At 73.7% G+C, this 16,604-nt stretch carries 14 protein-coding genes and 1 pseudogene; 6 read left to right on the forward strand and 9 right to left on the reverse strand.

What is annotated here, in order from left to right; genetic code table 11:
* Positions 1 to 60: 60 nt before the first annotated feature.
* The 4 genes from ACLJN9_RS26655 (at position 61) to ACLJN9_RS26670 (ending at position 3,741) form a co-directional block, all read left to right on the forward strand.
* Positions 61 to 576, forward strand: coding sequence for a SigE family RNA polymerase sigma factor (locus tag ACLJN9_RS26655; RefSeq protein ID WP_410814567.1), 516 nt, complete (start codon positions 61 to 63; stop codon positions 574 to 576).
* Positions 569 to 1,777 (forward strand): hypothetical protein, encoded by a 1,209-nt coding sequence (locus ACLJN9_RS26660; RefSeq protein ID WP_410814366.1) that lies wholly within the window; start codon positions 569 to 571, stop codon positions 1,775 to 1,777. The genes ACLJN9_RS26655 and ACLJN9_RS26660 overlap by 8 nt, the downstream gene beginning before the upstream one ends.
* 280 nt (positions 1,778 to 2,057) lie before the next feature.
* Positions 2,058 to 2,540, forward strand: a complete 483-nt coding sequence (locus tag ACLJN9_RS26665) for a sigma factor-like helix-turn-helix DNA-binding protein (RefSeq protein WP_410814367.1) — start codon at positions 2,058 to 2,060, stop codon at positions 2,538 to 2,540.
* Positions 2,533 to 3,741, forward strand: coding sequence for a hypothetical protein (locus tag ACLJN9_RS26670; protein WP_410814368.1), 1,209 nt, complete (start codon positions 2,533 to 2,535; stop codon positions 3,739 to 3,741). Before ACLJN9_RS26665 ends, ACLJN9_RS26670 begins: the two co-directional genes overlap by 8 nt.
* 58 nt (positions 3,742 to 3,799) lie before the next feature.
* Here the strand turns inward: ACLJN9_RS26670 and ACLJN9_RS26675 are convergent, their stop codons facing one another.
* The 3 genes from ACLJN9_RS26675 to ACLJN9_RS26685 form a co-directional block, all read right to left on the reverse strand.
* Positions 3,800 to 5,284, reverse strand: coding sequence for a pyridoxal phosphate-dependent decarboxylase family protein (locus ACLJN9_RS26675; RefSeq protein WP_410814369.1), 1,485 nt, complete (start codon positions 5,282 to 5,284; stop codon positions 3,800 to 3,802).
* Positions 5,285 to 5,394: 110 nt separating this feature from the next.
* The gene (locus ACLJN9_RS26680) at positions 5,395 to 6,834 is read right to left on the reverse strand and encodes an MFS transporter (protein ID WP_410814370.1); all 1,440 of its coding nucleotides are present in this window, start codon (positions 6,832 to 6,834) and stop codon (positions 5,395 to 5,397) included.
* Positions 6,835 to 6,866: 32 nt separating this feature from the next.
* The gene (locus ACLJN9_RS26685; RefSeq protein WP_410814371.1) at positions 6,867 to 7,181 is read right to left on the reverse strand and encodes an MGMT family protein; all 315 of its coding nucleotides are present in this window, start codon (positions 7,179 to 7,181) and stop codon (positions 6,867 to 6,869) included.
* A gap of 61 nt (positions 7,182 to 7,242) precedes the next feature.
* Here ACLJN9_RS26685 and proB point away from each other — a divergent pair, with 61 nt between their 5' ends.
* Both proB and ACLJN9_RS26695 read left to right on the forward strand, forming a co-directional pair.
* A complete protein-coding gene (proB, locus tag ACLJN9_RS26690; RefSeq protein WP_410814372.1) occupies positions 7,243 to 8,352 on the forward strand; it encodes a glutamate 5-kinase in 1,110 nt (369 codons plus the stop codon).
* 20 nt (positions 8,353 to 8,372) lie between these two features.
* Positions 8,373 to 9,614 carry a glutamate-5-semialdehyde dehydrogenase gene (locus tag ACLJN9_RS26695; RefSeq protein WP_410814373.1) on the forward strand — a complete coding sequence of 414 codons (1,242 nt, stop codon included), beginning with the start codon at positions 8,373 to 8,375 and terminating at the stop codon, positions 9,612 to 9,614.
* On the opposite strand, the gene ACLJN9_RS26700 is transcribed toward ACLJN9_RS26695, so the two are convergent.
* The 6 genes and pseudogenes from ACLJN9_RS26700 to ACLJN9_RS26725 all read right to left on the reverse strand — a co-directional run.
* Positions 9,611 to 10,447, reverse strand: coding sequence for a prenyltransferase/squalene oxidase repeat-containing protein (locus tag ACLJN9_RS26700; RefSeq protein ID WP_410814374.1), 837 nt, complete (start codon positions 10,445 to 10,447; stop codon positions 9,611 to 9,613). The genes ACLJN9_RS26695 and ACLJN9_RS26700 overlap by 4 nt on opposite strands.
* Before the next feature lie 169 nt (positions 10,448 to 10,616).
* Complete coding sequence (moeZ, locus tag ACLJN9_RS26705) at positions 10,617 to 11,798, reverse strand: adenylyltransferase/sulfurtransferase MoeZ (RefSeq protein ID WP_410814375.1); 1,182 nt, start codon at positions 11,796 to 11,798, stop codon at positions 10,617 to 10,619.
* A 123-nt stretch (positions 11,799 to 11,921) separates the two neighbouring features.
* Positions 11,922 to 12,746 carry a DUF3152 domain-containing protein gene (locus ACLJN9_RS26710; RefSeq protein WP_410814376.1) on the reverse strand — a complete coding sequence of 275 codons (825 nt, stop codon included), beginning with the start codon at positions 12,744 to 12,746 and terminating at the stop codon, positions 11,922 to 11,924.
* Between the two features lie 79 nt (positions 12,747 to 12,825).
* A complete protein-coding gene (locus ACLJN9_RS26715) occupies positions 12,826 to 13,686 on the reverse strand; it encodes a DUF3152 domain-containing protein (protein WP_410814377.1) in 861 nt (286 codons plus the stop codon).
* 5 nt (positions 13,687 to 13,691) lie between these two features.
* The gene (locus tag ACLJN9_RS26720; RefSeq protein WP_410814378.1) at positions 13,692 to 14,666 is read right to left on the reverse strand and encodes an alpha/beta fold hydrolase; all 975 of its coding nucleotides are present in this window, start codon (positions 14,664 to 14,666) and stop codon (positions 13,692 to 13,694) included.
* Positions 14,667 to 14,689: 23 nt separating this feature from the next.
* Positions 14,690 to 16,417 (reverse strand): annotated as a pseudogene (locus ACLJN9_RS26725) (hypothetical protein); the annotation flags it as partial.
* Between the last annotated feature and the right edge of the window lie 187 nt (positions 16,418 to 16,604).

Here is a 16,604-nt window from a genome sequence, read left to right on the forward strand (position 1 = left end):
CGGGGAGGGACAGTGACAGTGATGACGGGAGCCCACGCCAACGACCCACCAACAGCGCTGATGGTTGGTGGGTCGAAGACGACGGCGACTACCTTCGACGACTTCTACCACGCGCACTTCCACAGTGTGACCACGCAGCTGTGCGCGTACACCGGAGATCTCCCGCAGGCACAGGACCTGGCCCAGGAGGCGTTCTGCCGGGCGCTGGCGCGCTGGGACCGCCTGGTCCGGTACGACGACCCGGTCGCCTGGGTCCGGCGGGTCGCCTGGAATCTCGCCCGCAGCCGCTGGCGCCGGCTCCGCACCGCCCGCAACCACCTGCTGCGACAGCGGCGGGTCGAGGCGGAGGTCGCCGGCCCGACACCCGACCGGGTGGCCATCGACGCGGCACTGGCGAAGCTACCCGCCAACCACCGCCGGGCGGTCATCCTGCACTACCTGGCTGATCTGCCGGTCAACCAGATCGCCGTTCAGGAAGGGGTGGCCGAGGGCACCGTGAAGTCCTGGCTGCACCGGGGTCGGGTCGCGCTGGCCGGACTGCTCGACGAGAGCACCGAGGGGGTGCGCGATGTCTGACATCGACCCGCGGCTGCGGGCGCGGTTCGCCACGTACCGCGACGACCTGAAGGCCCAGTTCGTCGGTCCCGGGCCGGACCAGGCCCGGCGCACCCTGCGCCGCCGGCGGCGGACCGCGGTGGTGGCCGTGGCCGCCGCGGCGGCCATCGTGGTGGCGGTCCCTGTCGTCGCCAACGCCGCGCTGGACCGAAACCGGAACGTTCCGACGCCGGCAGTGTCGGTCGAGCCGACGACGACGCCGCCGTCGAGTTCACCGTCGCCGTCAGCGTCCAGCCCACCGACCGCGAGCCCGACCACGTCGGCCACCCCGGACGCTCCGAACGGGCGGATCAGTCGGGCGCAACTGCTCGCCGCCCGCGTCGACCTGCCGGCCTGGCCGTCGCCCACCACGGGAAGTTGTGCCACCTCGAATGTGCGGCTGCGGACCAACAACACGACGGTGTACGTGTCGGAGCTGCCCGACGAGCCGCTCGAATACGGTGACGTCGATGGCGACGGCGCCACCGAGACGATCGCCCTCGTCGCCTGTCGGTACGGCGAAGCGTTGTCGAAGCAGGTGGTGGCCTTCGACCGGAACGAAAAAGGCCAGATCGTGACGATGGGCCGGGTCGCCCGGACCGCCGACGGTGTCCACGACATCCTCGAGATGGCGGTCGGCGCGACAGGATCGGTCCAGGTGCGGGTCGCCGACCTCCAACCGTGCTGCGGCACCCCGACCCGTGCGCGCCAGGAACAACTGCGGACGTACCGGTGGCTCGGCGATCGGTTCACCCAGACCGACGGCCCGACGAAGTTCGGGCAGGACCCGCGGCTCACCGATCTGGTGCTGACCGGGGGCGACCTGGTCCTCGGGCCGGCAGGTGCCGGCGGTAGGCGTACGGGCACGCTGAAGCTGACCGTCACGAACAAGGGACCCCTGGACGTGGCGCACGTCGGCATCGACGGCCTGGAGCAGGTGGGGACGCGCAACGGCGGGGACTTCTCGCTCTGCGAGCCGTTCGAGGGCGGGGAGTCGGCCGACACCTGCCTGGCGCCGGGGTTGCGGTCCGGGAACCGTCGGACGTACACCTTCCGGCTCCTGGTCGATCCGGCCACCCTCGGGCAGCCTGCGGTGTGGGTCACGCACTACGACAGCAAGCAGCAGAGCTGGCGGGACCTGACATCCGGGGACGACAGGGTGAACGTGCGGGTGATTCCGTGACCTGCTGATCGGGCCCGGCCGGTACTCCCGGCCGGGTCCGCCGCGCGCACGACGGTCGATCGGGCGTCCACGGCCTTCCGCGGCGGCCCGATGTCCCGCACCCGACAGAGAACCTCCCCCGGTCGTGCGCAACCGACCGGCGGGCCCGGCTGTGTGAAGGGTGCCGGCGAACGCACCGCCCGCACCGCCACGGGGAGGACGAGTGAGTGTGACGAGAGACGTGAGGGCTGGTGCTGCGCCACCGGACCCTGGACCGGCTGCCGCGTCCGACCCTGCGGAGTTGAGCTTCGACGACTTCTACCACGCCCATTTCCGAGGGCTCGTCGTGCAGTTGCGGGCGTACACGGGTGACGTCGCGCAGGCCCAGGACCTGGTGCAGGAGGCGTTCTGCCGGGTCTTCGCCAGGTGGGACCAGGTGTCCCGGTACGACGACCCGTTGGCCTGGACACGGCGGGTTGCCTGGAACCTGGCGCACAACCGGTGGCGACGGTTACGGACCGCGCGGGCCTGGCTGCTGCGGCAGCGGGAGGCCCACGTGGCCGGGCCGGGTCCCGACCGGGTGGCGTTGGAAGCCGCACTGGCGGTGCTGCCCGCCCGGCAACGCCGGGCGGTGATCCTGCACTACCTCGCCGACCTGTCGATCGCCGAGATCGCCGCTCAGGAACAGGTGGCCGAGGGAACGGTCAAGTCCTGGCTGCACCGCGCCAGGGCAGCGCTCGCCGCCGCCCTGCGGGACACGACCGAGGAGGCGCAGGATGCCTGAGCAAGAGTCCGTCGCAATCGCCGAGCAGTTCGCCCGGTACCGCGCGAAGGCACTGCCCGGGGTCGATCCGCCGGGCCCGGCGGCGGTCCGCCGTACCGTTCGCCTGCGTCGCCGCCGGACGGTCGGCCGCGCCGTCGCGCTGGTGCTCGCGATGGCGGCCGGGCCGGTGCTCGGGTACGCCGCACTGCACGCCCCACCGCCCCAGCCCGGCCCGGTGGAGCCCACGGGATCCCCGTCGTCCAGCCCCTCGGCGAGCAGAACGGCCAGCCCATCGTCCACCCCGTCGAGCAGCAGCCCCACCCCGAGCCTTGCCGCGCCCGACGGCCGGATCAGCCGGGGCCAACTGCTCGCCGCGACGGTGTCGCTGCCGGCCTGGGCCGCACCCGCGGCCTGCCCGAGCGGGCGGGTGCGGTTGGGGACCGACCCGGCCAGGGACGACACCAACCAGCTCGTCGCGATCGATCAGGGCGACCTGGACGAGGACGGTGCGACGGAGACGGTCGCCCTGGTCCGCTGTGTCTTCGGCACCCGCGGAGCCTTCCAGGTGGTCGCGTTCGACCGGGACACCGGCGGTCGGGTGATCACTCTCGGCCGGGTGACCGCCACCGCCCGTCCGACGCCGGGCTGGGTGACCGCCGTGGACGTCGACACCGACGGTGCGGTCCGGGTCGAGGTGGCCGACATCGCGCCCGGCAGCGGTTGGCCGCTCGAATACTCCCAGCGTCAGTGGCGCGGCTACCGGTGGACCGGCGACGGGTTCGAGCAGGTGTCCGGGCCCCGCGCATTCGGCCCCAACCCGCACTCGGCCGACCTGGGCGTGACCGCGACCGATCTGGTCCTGACCACTGAGCCGGACGGCACCCGGTCGGGTTCGGTCACCATCCGGGTGCGCAACACCACCGATCGGACCGTGCCGGTCGGAGTGCTCCAGATCGACCTGCCGACGGCGCTGCGGCCCACCGGCGGCGGCTGGACGGGCTGCGACTTCAACGACGACGCGACGTTATTGGTCTTCTGCCACCTGAACAGCATCGAGGCGAACAGCGAGGTGAGCCGCACCCTGGACCTGCGGGTCGCCGCCGGCGCCAGCCTGTCTCCTGGAAAGGTGCCGTTGGAGGTCTGGCCGGAAGGTCCCGGCGGCAAGGGCCGGTGGCTGGAGCCCGACATCAGCAACAACGTGTCATCGTTCGACTACCGCTGATCCGTCGACGGGGCGGTCGGTCACCGATCGGCCGCCCCGCACAGTTCGGGTATCGGGTTCAGCCGTCCGAACCCCACGCCGGGCGTTGCAGCAGACCGACGAACTCGACCAGCAGCCGTTCACGCAGCGCCGGCGGCGCGGCGTCGAGCAGCGTGTTCACCACCGCCATCCGCTCCGGCGTCGGCGCGTCGCCAGCACCGGTGAGGCCGAGCCCGGCGGCGAGCCCGGCGACCAGCTCGGGCGTGAGCGCGTCCGGGGTCAGCGACGTCGCCAGCGCCATCAGCTCGGCCGGCAGGGCGACCGGACCGGCGGCGTGGGCCGCGGCCACCGCGTCGGCCAGGTCCGGCCCGAACTCGGCCACCCGGGGCGCGACCGCCGCGGTCACCGTGAGGTGCACGCTGGCCGGCAGGCCGGCGTACGACAACTGGGGTTGGGTGTGCCAGCCCCGCGCGGTGAGCTCGTCGACCAGGACGAACAGGTCGGGACCGCCCTCGGCGGCGGTGAAACAGACCACGGTGGACTCCGGCTCAGCCATCAGCCGCAGCCCGTCGACCCTGCGCACGGCCTCGGCCAGCCCGGCCACCGCGTCCCGGGTGCGCTCGGCCAGGGCCAGATAGCCGGCGTCGCCGAGGTGCCGCAGGGTCGCGTACGCGGCGGCGATCGGCCCGCCCGAGCGGGTGGAGGCGATTCCCGGGTTGATCATGGTGTAGCCGGGCCAGTCCGCGTACGCGAAGTACTGCGGGGCACGTCCCGCGGCATCACGGTGCAGCAGCACCGACACACCCTTCGGCGCGTACGCGTACTTGTGCAGGTCCACCGAGATCGAGGTGACACCGGGCACCGCGAAGTCGAACGGCGGCACCGGCGCACCGAGGCGGCGCAGGTACGGCAGGGTCCAGCCGCCGAAGCAGGCGTCCACGTGGCAGCGCACCCCGGCAGCGGCGGCGGCCGCCGCGATCTCCGCGACCGGGTCCACGACGCCGTGCGCGTACGACGGCGCGGAGCAGGCCACCAACACGGTTTCCGGGCCGATCGCGGCGGCCATCGCGGCCGGGTCGGGGCGCAGCGTGTCCGGGGAGACCGGAACCACGTCCAGCGCCACCCGCAGGTAGTGCGCCGCCTTGGCGAACGCCGCGTGCGCGCTCGCCGGCACCACGATCCGCGGTGCGGCCAGCTCCGGGTGGGCGTCCCGGGCCGCCTTGACCGCGAGGATGAGCGATTCGGTGCCGCCGCTGGTGACACTGCCGACCACGTCCGGCGCGGTCGTGCCCGGGCCACCGCCGAGCACCCGACCGGCGGCGCCGACAAGCGCGTTCTCCATCGCCAGCAGGGACGGGAACGCGGTCGGGTCCAGCCCGTTGACGTGCGCGCTCTCCCGGTGCGCGGCGGCCGCGAGGTCGTCCAGGCCCGGCACCGCCGGGTCGTAGACGTACGCGAACAGCCGCCCGCCGTGGGTGGGCCGATCGAGGGCCCTCAACTCCCGGATCTCGGCCAGCACGACATCGGCCGCCACCCCGCTGGCCGACAACGCCCCACCCGCCACGGCTCCGGCCTTTCCGGCTCCGCTCCCGCTCCCGCTCCCGCTCCCGCTCCCGCTCCCGCTCCCGCTCCCGCTCCCGCTCCCGCTCCCGCTCCCGCTCCCGCTCTCGTCGATCATGAAGTAATGGTGCCCTTCTCGTGCTGGTCAACGGCTTCGTCCCCCAGCTCAACTCCATGATCGACGCGGCCGTCGTGGGTGGCTGCGGCCAGGAGGGCGGGGGTGAGGGTGTAGTGGCGGAGGAGGAGGACCGGGGGGGCTACCAGCAGGGCCGGGATCACCGTGAAGCCCAGCAGGACGCCGAGGCGGGCGGTGTCGGACTGGGCGGCCGCCGTGCCCGTGTCGGAGGAGACGTAGCCGCAGAGTTGGAGCACCAGGCCGTAGATGCCCGGGCCGAGAGCCAGGCCGAAGGTCTCCCCGGCGGTCCAGAGGCCGGTGAAGACGCCGGCCTGCCGCCTGCCGGTGCGCGCCGTGTCGTACGCGATGCAGTCCGGCAACATGGCGAGCGCGAACACCTGCTGGCCGGCGTAGCCGACGCCGATCACCGCGACCACGAGGTAGACCGCGACCGGCGGCAGCACCGGCGCGGCGACCAGGGCGAGCGCCCCGGCGGCGAGGATCAGCGCGGCGGCGACCAGGGCGGCCCGCTTGCCCAGCCGGGCGCCGACCCGGCTCCAGAGCGGCATCACCAGCAGCGCCGGCCCGACGAAGCAGACGAAGAGCAGGGTCGACCCGCCCTGTTCGTCGCGCAGGATCTGCCCGGCGAAGTAGTTGACCCCGGCCAGGATGGTCGCCACCCCGGCGGACTGCACGACGAAGCAGATCAGGAGGGCCCGGAACGGGCGGTTGGCGCCGGCCACGGCGAGCTGGGCGCGCAGCGTCGACTCGCTGCCGCCCACCGTGCCCGTCGGGGCGGACCGGGTCCCGACGAACGCCCCGAGGGCGCCGAGGGCGATCAGCACCGCCACGAAGAGCCCCATCCAGCGGTGCCCGGCCACGCCGTTCCCGCCGGCGGTCACCACCAGCGGGGCGACCGCGCCGGAGACCAGGATGGCCAGTGCCAGCAGGGCGATCCGCCAGGTCATCAGCCGGGTACGTTCGGCGTAGTCGTCGGTCAGCTCCGCCGGCATCGCCACGTACGGCACCTGGAAGAAGGCGAACGCGGTGGCGGTGGCCAGGAAGGCGAGCGCCACGTACGCCGCGGCACCGGGGCCGTTGCCGAACGGCGCGGCGAAGATGGCTGCGAAGAGCACGGCGAGCGCGAGACCGGCGACGAGCAGGTACGGCCTGCGGGCTCCCCAGCGCGACCGGGTGCGGTCGGAGATCCGCCCGGCGACCGGGTTGACCAGCACGTCCCATGCCTTGGGCAGCAGCACCAGCAGGGCGGCCACCCCGGCGGCCACGCCCAGCGTGTCGGTCAGGTAGGGCAACAGCAGCAGACCGGGCACGGTGCCGAACGCGCCGGTGGCCAGTGAGCCGAGCGCGTATCCGGCGTGCACGGGCCGGGGCAGCGGACCGGCGGCGGACGAGCCGGCGTCACCCGGCGGCGGGTTCATGGGGCCGAATGTTACTCACGTTCAGCCGGAGGTCACATCCCCTCCTCCGGCGACCAACCCGCTGCCCGGATGTCCACACCCTCGCCGCGCAGCGGCGCCCCCTCGGCCCGCAGTCGGGCCCGCGCCTCACGCTCGTGCCCGGGGGGCAGTCGGCCCGCTGACGTCACCACCCGATGCCAGGGCACCGCGCTGCCGTGCCGGGCCATGATGGTGCCCACCAACCGGGCCGAGACGCGGCCCGAGCGCTCCGCGAGCGCGTCCGCCACCCCGCCGTACGACATCACCCGCCCGGGCGGGATCCGCTCGACCAGGTCCAGCACCGCCTCGACGTACTCGTCCGGTGTCACAGTCCGCCACGATATGGGAACGCAATCCGGCCCCGCCGCACGGACCGCGCAGAATGGGCGGGTGCGCGACGCAGTCACGGCCGCCCGACGGGTCGTCGTCAAGATCGGATCCTCGTCGTTGACCACCGCCAGCGGCGGGCTGGCCGACGAGCGGGTCGATGCGCTCGTCGACGCCCTGGGCCGGCTCGCCGCCGAGGGGCGCGAGGTGGTGCTGGTCTCCTCGGGCGCGATCGCCGCCGGCCTGGCCCCGCTCGGGCTGACCCGACGCCCGCGCGACCTGGCCACCCAGCAGGCCGCCGCCAGCGTCGGGCAGGGCCTGCTGATCGGCCGGTACGCGGCCAGCTTCGCCCGACACCGGCTGACCGTCGGGCAGGTGCTGCTCACCGTCGACGACGTGACCCGACGGGCGCACTACCGCAACGCGTACCGCACCCTGCGCAAGCTGCTCGACCTGCGCGCGGTGCCGATCGTCAACGAGAACGACACGGTGGCCACCGACGAGATCCGCTTCGGCGACAACGATCGGCTGGCAGCCCTGGTGGCCGCTCTGGTGCACGCCGACCTGCTGGTGCTCCTCTCCGACGTGGACGCGCTCTGGACCGGCGACCCGGCCCGCCCCCAGTCGACGCGGATCGCCGAGGTCCGCGACGACAAGGACCTGGCCGGGATCACCGTCGGCGGTGCCGGCCGCTCCGGGGTCGGCACCGGCGGCATGGTGACCAAGGTCGAGGCGGCCCGGATCGCCACCGGCTTCGGCATACCGGTGGTGCTCACCGCCGCCGACCTGGCCGCCCCGGCGCTGACCGGCGAGCCGGTCGGCACGCTGTTCCACCCGCAGCGGCAGCGCCCGGCGGCCCGGCTGTTCTGGCTGGCCCACGCCACCTCGCCACGGGGGCGGCTGCACCTCGATCCGGGCGCGGTCGCCGCCGTCGTCGGGCGGCGCAAGTCGCTGCTGCCGGCCGGCATCACCGCCGTGGACGGGTCGTTCACCGCCGGCGACCCGGTCGACCTGGTGGACACCGCCGGCGCGTCGGTGGCCCGCGGGCTGGTCAACTACGACGCGGTGGAGCTGCCCGGGCTACTCGGTCGCTCCACCTCCGAACTCGCCGCGGCGCTCGGCCCGGCGTACGAACGGGAGGTCGTCCACCGCGACGACCTCGTACTGCTGTAGGCAGAAGAAGGAGTGCCGGCATGAGCGTCGAGGAGCAGGCGCGGCGGGCGCGGGACGCCGCCGCGGAGTTGGCCGTGGCCACGCGTACCGCCAAGGACGCCGCGCTGACCGCGATGGCCGACGCGCTGGTGGCGCGTACCCCCGAGATCCTGGCCGCGAATGAGACGGACCTGGCGGCCGGCCGGGAGGCCGGGCTGAGCGCGGCCGTGCTGGACCGGCTCGCCCTCGACGCGCCTCGGGTTGCCGGCATCGCCGACGCGCTGCGTCAGATGGCCGCGTTGCCCGACCCGGTCGGTGAGGTGGTCCGCGGCTCGACCCTGCCCAACGGCTTGGAGCTGCGTCAGATCCGGGTGCCGTTCGGGGTGGTCGGCATCATCTACGAGGCACGCCCCAACGTGACCGTGGACGCCGCCGGCATCTGCCTCAAGTCAGGCAACGCGGCGCTGCTCCGCGGGTCGTCCTCGGCCGCGCACTCCAACGCGGCGCTGGTCGCGGTGCTGCGCGACGCGGTCGCCGGGGCCGGCCTGCCGGCCGACGCGGTGCAGCTTCTCGACGCCAGCTCCCGCGAGTCGGTCAAGGAGCTGATGCGCGCCCGAGGGCTGGTCGACGTGCTCATCCCGCGCGGCGGCGCGTCGCTGATCCGCACCGTGGTCGAGGAGTCGACCGTTCCGGTGATCGAGACCGGGGTGGGCAACTGCCACGTCTACGTGGACGCCGCCGCGGACGTGGCGAAGGCCGTCGCCGTGACGGTGAACGCGAAGACCCAGCGGCTGTCCACCTGCAACACCGCCGAGTCGCTGCTGGTGCACGCGGGCGTCGCCGACGCGTTCCTGCCATCGATGCTGGCCGCGTTCGCCGAGGCCGGGGTGACCGTGCACGGCTCCCCCGAGGTGGCCGCACACTCCGCAGCCGTGGTGCCGGCCACCGAGGAGGACTACGCCACGGAATACCTGTCCGCCGACATCTCCGTCGCGGTGGTCGACTCGCTGGACGCGGCGGTGGCGCACATCCGGCGCTACGGCACCGGGCACACCGAGGCCATCCTCACCGACTCGGCGAGCGCGGCCCGCGAGTTCGTCGCCCGGGTGGACGCGGCGGCGGTCATGGTGAACGCCTCCACGCGGTTCACCGACGGCGGCGAGTTCGGCTTCGGCGCGGAGATCGGCATCTCCACGCAGAAGCTGCACGCCCGCGGACCGATGGGCCTGCCCGAGCTGACCAGCACCAAGTACGTGGTCACCGGGGACGGGCACCTGCGCTAGCGCGCCTCGGCCGGCCGGCAGGCCCGGATCGCGGACAGCGTCGAGTGCACGTCGAACTGGCGCCCGTCGTCGCTCTCCCAGCCACCGTCACTGCGCTGCGTCTCGGCCAGCCGGCGGAGTGCCCGCACCATGATCCAGTCTTGTGGGTCGATGCCGACGCGGCGCAGCGTGGCCGCCAGCCAGGCCACGTCCCCCGGCGACATCCCGGGCATCCGCTCGGCGAGCACCACCTGGATCCGCGCCGACTCCTGGAACATGTCCTGTCGGTGCAGCACCGCCGCACTCAGCCACCCGGCTGCCAGGAAGGACGGCCACGTGCCGTCCGGGTGTAGCCGCGCGGCCAGCGAGTGGGCCGCACCCTGGACCACCCCGGCGTACGCCCCGCCGACACGATGGTCGAGCGGGCCGGCGGCGCGGGCGTCCAGACCGGCCACGGTGAGCCAGAAACCGGCGTTGGCGGTGAGCAGGAGCTTCGCCTCCGGATCGCCGGGGCGGGCCCACTCCGGAGCCGACCCGGCCAGCGAGGGGTCCTCGTCCCAGCCCCCGTCGGCCTGCTGCCGGGACGCCAGCCAGTCCAGGGCGCGGCGGGCGGCGGGACGGCCGAGCGCGCCCAGGTCGTCCAGCTCGGCGAGCCGGAAGCAGGTGGCGTCGATCGAGGCGACCTCGCCGCCCCAGCTCGCCGGCCAGCCGCCGTCGGGAGCCTGACCGACCTCGGCCATCCCCAGCAGCGCGGCGGGCACCTGCGTGCCGTTGCGAAGCCAGGAGAGGCGAGCGCGTTCGACCGCGTCCCCGTGCGCCACGACGAACCCGATGGCGGCTTCCAAGTCGACCACGGCGGAGACGCTACCTGCGCAGACGCCATCCCGCCTCGGGGAATCGGCCAGCCGGGGATGGCTGCGTCGCTTTCGGTCGGCAGGCCACCCGGAGCAATCTGCGTCGATCCACGAGCGGCGACGGCCGGCCGGCGCCGGGACGGCCGTGTGGTCGCCCCGGCTCCGCCGATCAGTACGCGGGCAGCGACGGGTCGATCTGCTTGATCCAGGAGAGCACGCCGCCCTGGACGTGCACGGCGTCGCGGAACCCGGCAGCCTTGAGCGCGGCGAGCGCCTCCGCGGAGCGGACGCCCGACTTGCAGTGCAACACGATCTGCCGATCCTGCGGGAGCTGAGCGAGCGCGTCGCCCGAGATGATGTCGCCCTTGGGGATCAGGGTGGAGCCGGGGATCCGGACGATCTCGTACTCGGCCGGTTCGCGGACGTCGACCAGGAAGATGTCCTTGCCGGCGTCCTGCCACTCCTTGAGCTCCAGCGCGGTGATGGTCGAGTCGACCACCGCCTCCTGGGCCTCGTCGGAGACCGCGCCGCAGAAGTCCTCGTAGTCCTCCAGCAGGTCGGTGACCGTCGGGTTCTCGCCGCAGAGAGCGCAGTTCGGGTCCCTACGGACCTTGATCTTGCGGTATTCCATCTCCAGGGCGTCGTAGACCATCAGCCGGCCGACCAGCGGCTCGCCGATCCCGGTGAGCAGCTTGATGGCCTCGTTCACCTGGATCGAACCGATGGACGCGCAGAGCACACCCAGCACGCCGCCCTCCGCGCAGGACGGCACCATGCCGGGCGGCGGCGGCTCCGGGTAGAGGCACCGGTAGCAGGGGCCGTGCTCGGCCCAGAACACCGACGCCTGGCCGTCGAAGCGGTAGATCGAACCCCAGACGTACGGCTTGCCGAGCAGCACCGCCGCGTCGTTGACCATGTACCGGGTGGCGAAGTTGTCGGTGCCGTCGACGATCAGGTCGTACCGGGCGAAGATCTCGCGGACGTTCTCCCGGTCCAGCGCGGTGTTGTGGATCTCCACGTTGACCAGCGGATTGATCTCGCGGATCGAGGCGGCGGCGGACTCGGCCTTGGACCGGCCGATGTCGGACACGCCGTGGATGACCTGGCGCTGCAGGTTGGACTCGTCGACGGTGTCGAAGTCGATGATGCCGAGCGTGCCGACCCCGGCCGCGGCGAGGTACAGGAGGGCGGGTGAGCCGAGCCCACCGGCGCCGACACAGAGCACCCGGGCGTTCTTCAGCCGCTTCTGCCCGGTGACGCCGACGTCCGGAATGATCAGGTGGCGTGAGTAGCGGCGGATCTCGTCAACGGTCAGCTCGGCGGCGGGTTCGACGAGCGGGGGCAACGACACGGTGGACTCCCCGGGATCGGCGGTGTGAACCGCGCCATTGTTGCTCGCCGGGGCACCGCACGGCCATGAGGGAGGACACGTGGCCCGAGATGCGGGAGCGGGAATAACAGACGGAGGCGCCGATCAGGGGACAATGTCCCCCGCGTAGCGGCGGCCGTCGAGGTAGGGCCAGGCGTTGGCGACGCAGCCGTCCAGGCCGTACGTCTGCTGCTGCATCACCGGCGCCGGCTGTCCCGGACCGGGGCAGGCCTCGTGCTGCATGTCGAACTCGTGACCCACCTCGTGGTTGATCACGTAGGTGCGGTACGTCTCCAACGGGGCGCCGTAGTCGGGCACCGCCTCGATCCAGCGGGCCAGGTTGATGATGACTCGGCCGGGCAGCCGGCAGGAGGTGTAACGCTCGGTGGTCAGCCCACCCTCGGCGCACATCCGCTCCGAGGTGACCGGGGTGGCCAGGTAGATGGTGAAGTCGGCGGCCCCCGGGTCGGCCACCCGCTGTACACGCAGGTGACCGGAGGCGATCCAGCTGCGCGGGTCGGTGAGCACCCCGTCCACGGCGGCGGCGAAGGCCTCGGCGTCCTGGCCGGTGCCGCGCTCCACCGCGACCCGGTAACGGTGCAACGGCCCGTCCTCGCCGTGCACCGCGCTCCCACCGTCGGCGGCGGTGAACCGCCCTGCGCCGACCGACGGGTAGCTGGTGGGTGCCGGGTGTGCGATCGCTCCCCCGCCGTGGCCCATCCGGCCCTGGGTGGCGGCCGGCACCTCGGCCGGCGGTTCGCCGCCCGAGGTGAGCACCACCCCGCCCCCGACGGCGAGCAGGCCCAGACCGAGCAGCAGACTGCGACGGCGTCGGCGGCGCATCCGGATCAGCGACGGCCGGGTGCCCTGGGCCCGGGATTCCGGTCGGCCAGGCGGCTCGGGTGGGCCGTAGGAGGACGACGGCATCATGAGCCCAGCCTGCCAGATTATTCGGGCATTTAGCCTCTTTTGGCTACTAAAACGCAATAATCATTATAAACGTTGGCGCTCAGAGAGCAGGGCCTGCGTAACGGCGGCCGTCGACGTACGGCCACGGATTGACCCGGCACCCGTCGAGGAAGAGCGTCTGCTGCATCATCACCGGCGCCGGTCGACCCGCGCCCGGGCAGCGCTCGTGCCGGTGCCCCAACTGGTGGCCCACCTCGTGGTTGACCACGTACGTCCGGTAGACCGACAGCGGCACACCGGCCTGGACGTAGTGCGGCACGGACAACCGCCACCGATCCAGATTGATGATCACCCTCCCCGGGGCCCGGCATGAGGTGTACGGGCGGCCGCCGATCGAGATGTTCACCCCACCATCGGCGCACATCCGGCCCGCCGTACGGGCCGTGGCCAGATAGACGGTGAAGTTCTGGGCCGAGCCCTCCGGCACCTGCTGCAACCGCAGCCGGCCACTGTCAACCCAGCTGCCCGGCCCGGTCAGCGCCGCCTGGACCACCTGCCCGAACGCGGCGGCGTCCTCGCCACTGCCCGACTCGACCGCCACCCGGTAGTGCTGCAGGTCACCGGCGCGACCCAGCACCGGGCCGGTGCGGTGGTCGTAACCGAACCGGCCGGAACCGGCAGTCGGCACCGCACCCGCCAGCCGCAGCACCGGAGTCGGGCTCGGTGCCCCGACAGGCGGCCCGGACGGCGACGGGTCGGCCGACGGCGGCAGCGGCCCGGCGACCAGCGGCGGCGCGGTGGGAAACTCCTCGGAGGTCATCCGCTCGGAGCCGCCGTGCCGGCCCGACCGTTCGGCGATCACGGAGACCGCCGCGCCGACAGTCAGCAGCATGGCCATCAGCAGGGCGATCGGCGCGAATCGTCGCTGAAGGTGACCTGGGCGGCGGGCAGAGGTGCGCACCCGGGTCAGCCTGCCAGATCAGGCCGCCTGGCGGTCTCCTCCGTTTCGGCGAGCAGGCCGACCACCGCCCGGGCCACCAGGCGGGGCACCTCCAACTGCGCCACGTGGCCGACGCCGTCGAGCATCAGCAGGCGGCTGTCCCGGATGACCCGGGCGGTCTGCGGCGCCACCCGCACGTCGACCAGCCGGTCCTGCCGGCCACCCACCACCAGGGTGGGCGCGCGCACCGCCCCGGCCAGCCGCCACAACGAACCCGACCCCGGCAGGTACGCCCGCACGAAACTGGAGACCAGACCGCGGAACGTCCGGACGTACGCGGCGGCGTAGTGCTCCGCCTCGTAGCGCACCAGGATCTCCTCCAACGCCTCGGCCCGGCGCTGCTCGCAGATCCGGCTGAGGTCGGCGACGCACGCCTCCAGGACCTGCTGGGCCATCACCTCGGGGGCGAGCTGGGTGAGCCGCCTGGCGACCAGGCGTTCACCCCGCGGAATGGCCAGGACCAGCAGCATCCGCCCCTGCAACGAACGTCGGAAATCCAGGAACGGCAGCGCCGGAGAGATCAGGGTGAGGGTGCGGACCAGGTCGGGCCGGAGCCCGGCCACCTGGACCGCGATCGCGCCGCCCAGCGAGTTGCCGAACAGGTGCACCGGCCCCCGACCGGAGTGCTCGATCCAGCGGATCACCAGATCGGCGAAGGCCGGAATGGTGTAGCGGCGGCCCGGCTCGCTGCGGCCGAACCCGGGCAGGTCGATGGCCTGGCCGTCCAGCCGGTCGGAGAGCAGCCCGGCCAGGTCGGTCCAGTTCTGCGACGACCCGCCCAGCCCGTGCACGTACAGCGCCGGCTCCGCGCCGACGGCGGTGGCCGGAGTGTCCCGCACGTACGTCAACAGGCCGTCGAGCCGGACCTCCCGACCCGGCCACGGCGGAGGGACCCGCTCCTCGGGAAGTAGGTGGTCGGGCCAGAGGGTGGCGTCCTTCATCGCTCCAGTCTGCCCCCGACCACTCAGGACAGCAGCGCTTCCAACCGGCGGTTGACCGCCGCCAGCGTCGCCCGGACAACCGCCTGTCGTGGGTCACCGGCCACCAGGGCCGAGCCGGCGAGCTGCTCGACCCAGCCGTCACAGACCAGCAGCGCCACCACGGTGGCCACCTCGCAGTTGCCGAACGGCACCACCGCGGCGTGCTCGACGAAGCAACGCCCCCGCTCGGCGTTCTCGGTGCCGCGCAGCAACTCGTCCACCGCCGCCGCCGCGGCCACCGCGCAGAGCCGCAGCACGTAGCCGTCCACGGCCGGCCCGGTGGCGTACCCGGCGGCGCTCTCACCACCGGCCAGCAGCCGGACCTCCACGTTCGCGTCCAGGCCAAAGGTGCTGACCTGCACGTGGTCGATGACCACGCGCGGCCCCGGCGCGCCGCCGGTGTCCAGCGGTCGGGACGGGGCCGACTCGGTCGTGGTCACCTGACCACCGGAGTACGACGTGCCGGCCGTCGCCGGGCTGCCGGTTGCCGCACCGGCGGGCGCGGCCGAGACCGAGCCCGGTTCCTCGACGGTGGCGCGACCCCGGTGCGGGACGCTCGACCGGCGTCGGCGCGAGCTGTCCGCCCCGGCCCCCGGCCCGGTGTTCGCGGGCGGGGCCTCGACCCGGCCGCCCGAGGGCGACCCGACGGCGGGCGACCTGGGAGGCCGCACCTCGCCGGTACGCGATTCCGCTCCGACGTCACGCGGCTCGGCGTCGGTGAAATGTCGCTCGGCGGGCCGGGGCTCGGCGGGCCGACGGCGGACCGGCGGGACCGGCGTGGTGGGCAGGCCGGGCACGTTCTGCGGTGCGGCGGCCAGCCCCATCCGTTCCTGCAGCAGCCGGGCCACCTGTCGGCTCACCTCGGCAGGGTCGGCGCCGTCGGACAGATCCAGACGGAGACTGTGCGCGCCGGCCGGGGTACGGCGCAGCGCGGCGTCGCGTACGCCGGCCACTCCCCGAACGGCGTCCAGGATGGCGTTCACGTCGAACCCCTCGGGGCGCTCCCGCAGGGGTGCCGGTTCGTCGTCGCGGCGCAGGTGGGTGGCGATGCGGGCGAGTTCCGGGGTTTCGGCAGGTGGCTCCACGGCTGGCGGCTCCGGCACGACGGGCACGTCCGGTTCCGCAGGGACGCGCTGCGGCAGCACCGCTGACGACTGGTCCGGCAGCCCACGGTCGTCGGCCGGTGCTGCGGGCGACGCCGGGTCGGGGGCGGATCGGCGGGCCGCGTACGGAGAAGCGTTCGTCGCAGCGGGCGCGGGTGGGATCCGGTCGCGGCGCCCGGACCCGGTCGTGGCGGAGGGCGGGACGACTCCGTTCGAGGTCGGCGGGGCAGCGGTCGGCGACGCGCCGGTCGCCAGGGGAGCTGCTGTGCCGGGTGGCTCGACGGGGGACGACACGGGCGGCGGCTCGGGAGTCTCCGGTCGGAGCCGGAACGGCGCGGCCGGCCGGGTCTCGGGCCGGAGTAGGCCGGACGCCTCGTCCGCGTCGCTCGCGCGGGGCGTGCTCGCCGACCGGCCGACCGGCCAGGACGGGCGTTCGGCCGGGGTCGCCGGGAGGCGTCCCTCGGACCAGTCGGGCCGCTCGACCCGCGGAACGCTCGGCGGAGGCGTCGGTGATCCGCCGGCCCAGGATGGCCGCTCGGCAGCCAGCGCCGGGCCGGTCGGGGCCGGTGGCGCGTCGGCCGGCACCGGAGGTGGTCCGGCTGGCGCCTCGGTCGGCGCCAGCCCTCCGGCCGGTGTCGGGCCGGCCCACGAAGGCCGTTGGTCAGGTGGCGAACTGCTGGGCACCAGGTCGCCGCCACGGGAAGGAGGCCCGCTGGCCGGGGCCGACCCGGCCCAGGATGGACGCGACGGTGGGCCGCTGGCCGGTGCCGGGGTCGCACCGCCAGCCCAGGATGGC

The sequence above is a fragment of the Micromonospora sp. 067-2 genome (assembly GCF_046549295.1).
In the GTDB taxonomy this organism is placed as follows: domain Bacteria; phylum Actinomycetota; class Actinomycetes; order Mycobacteriales; family Micromonosporaceae; genus Micromonospora.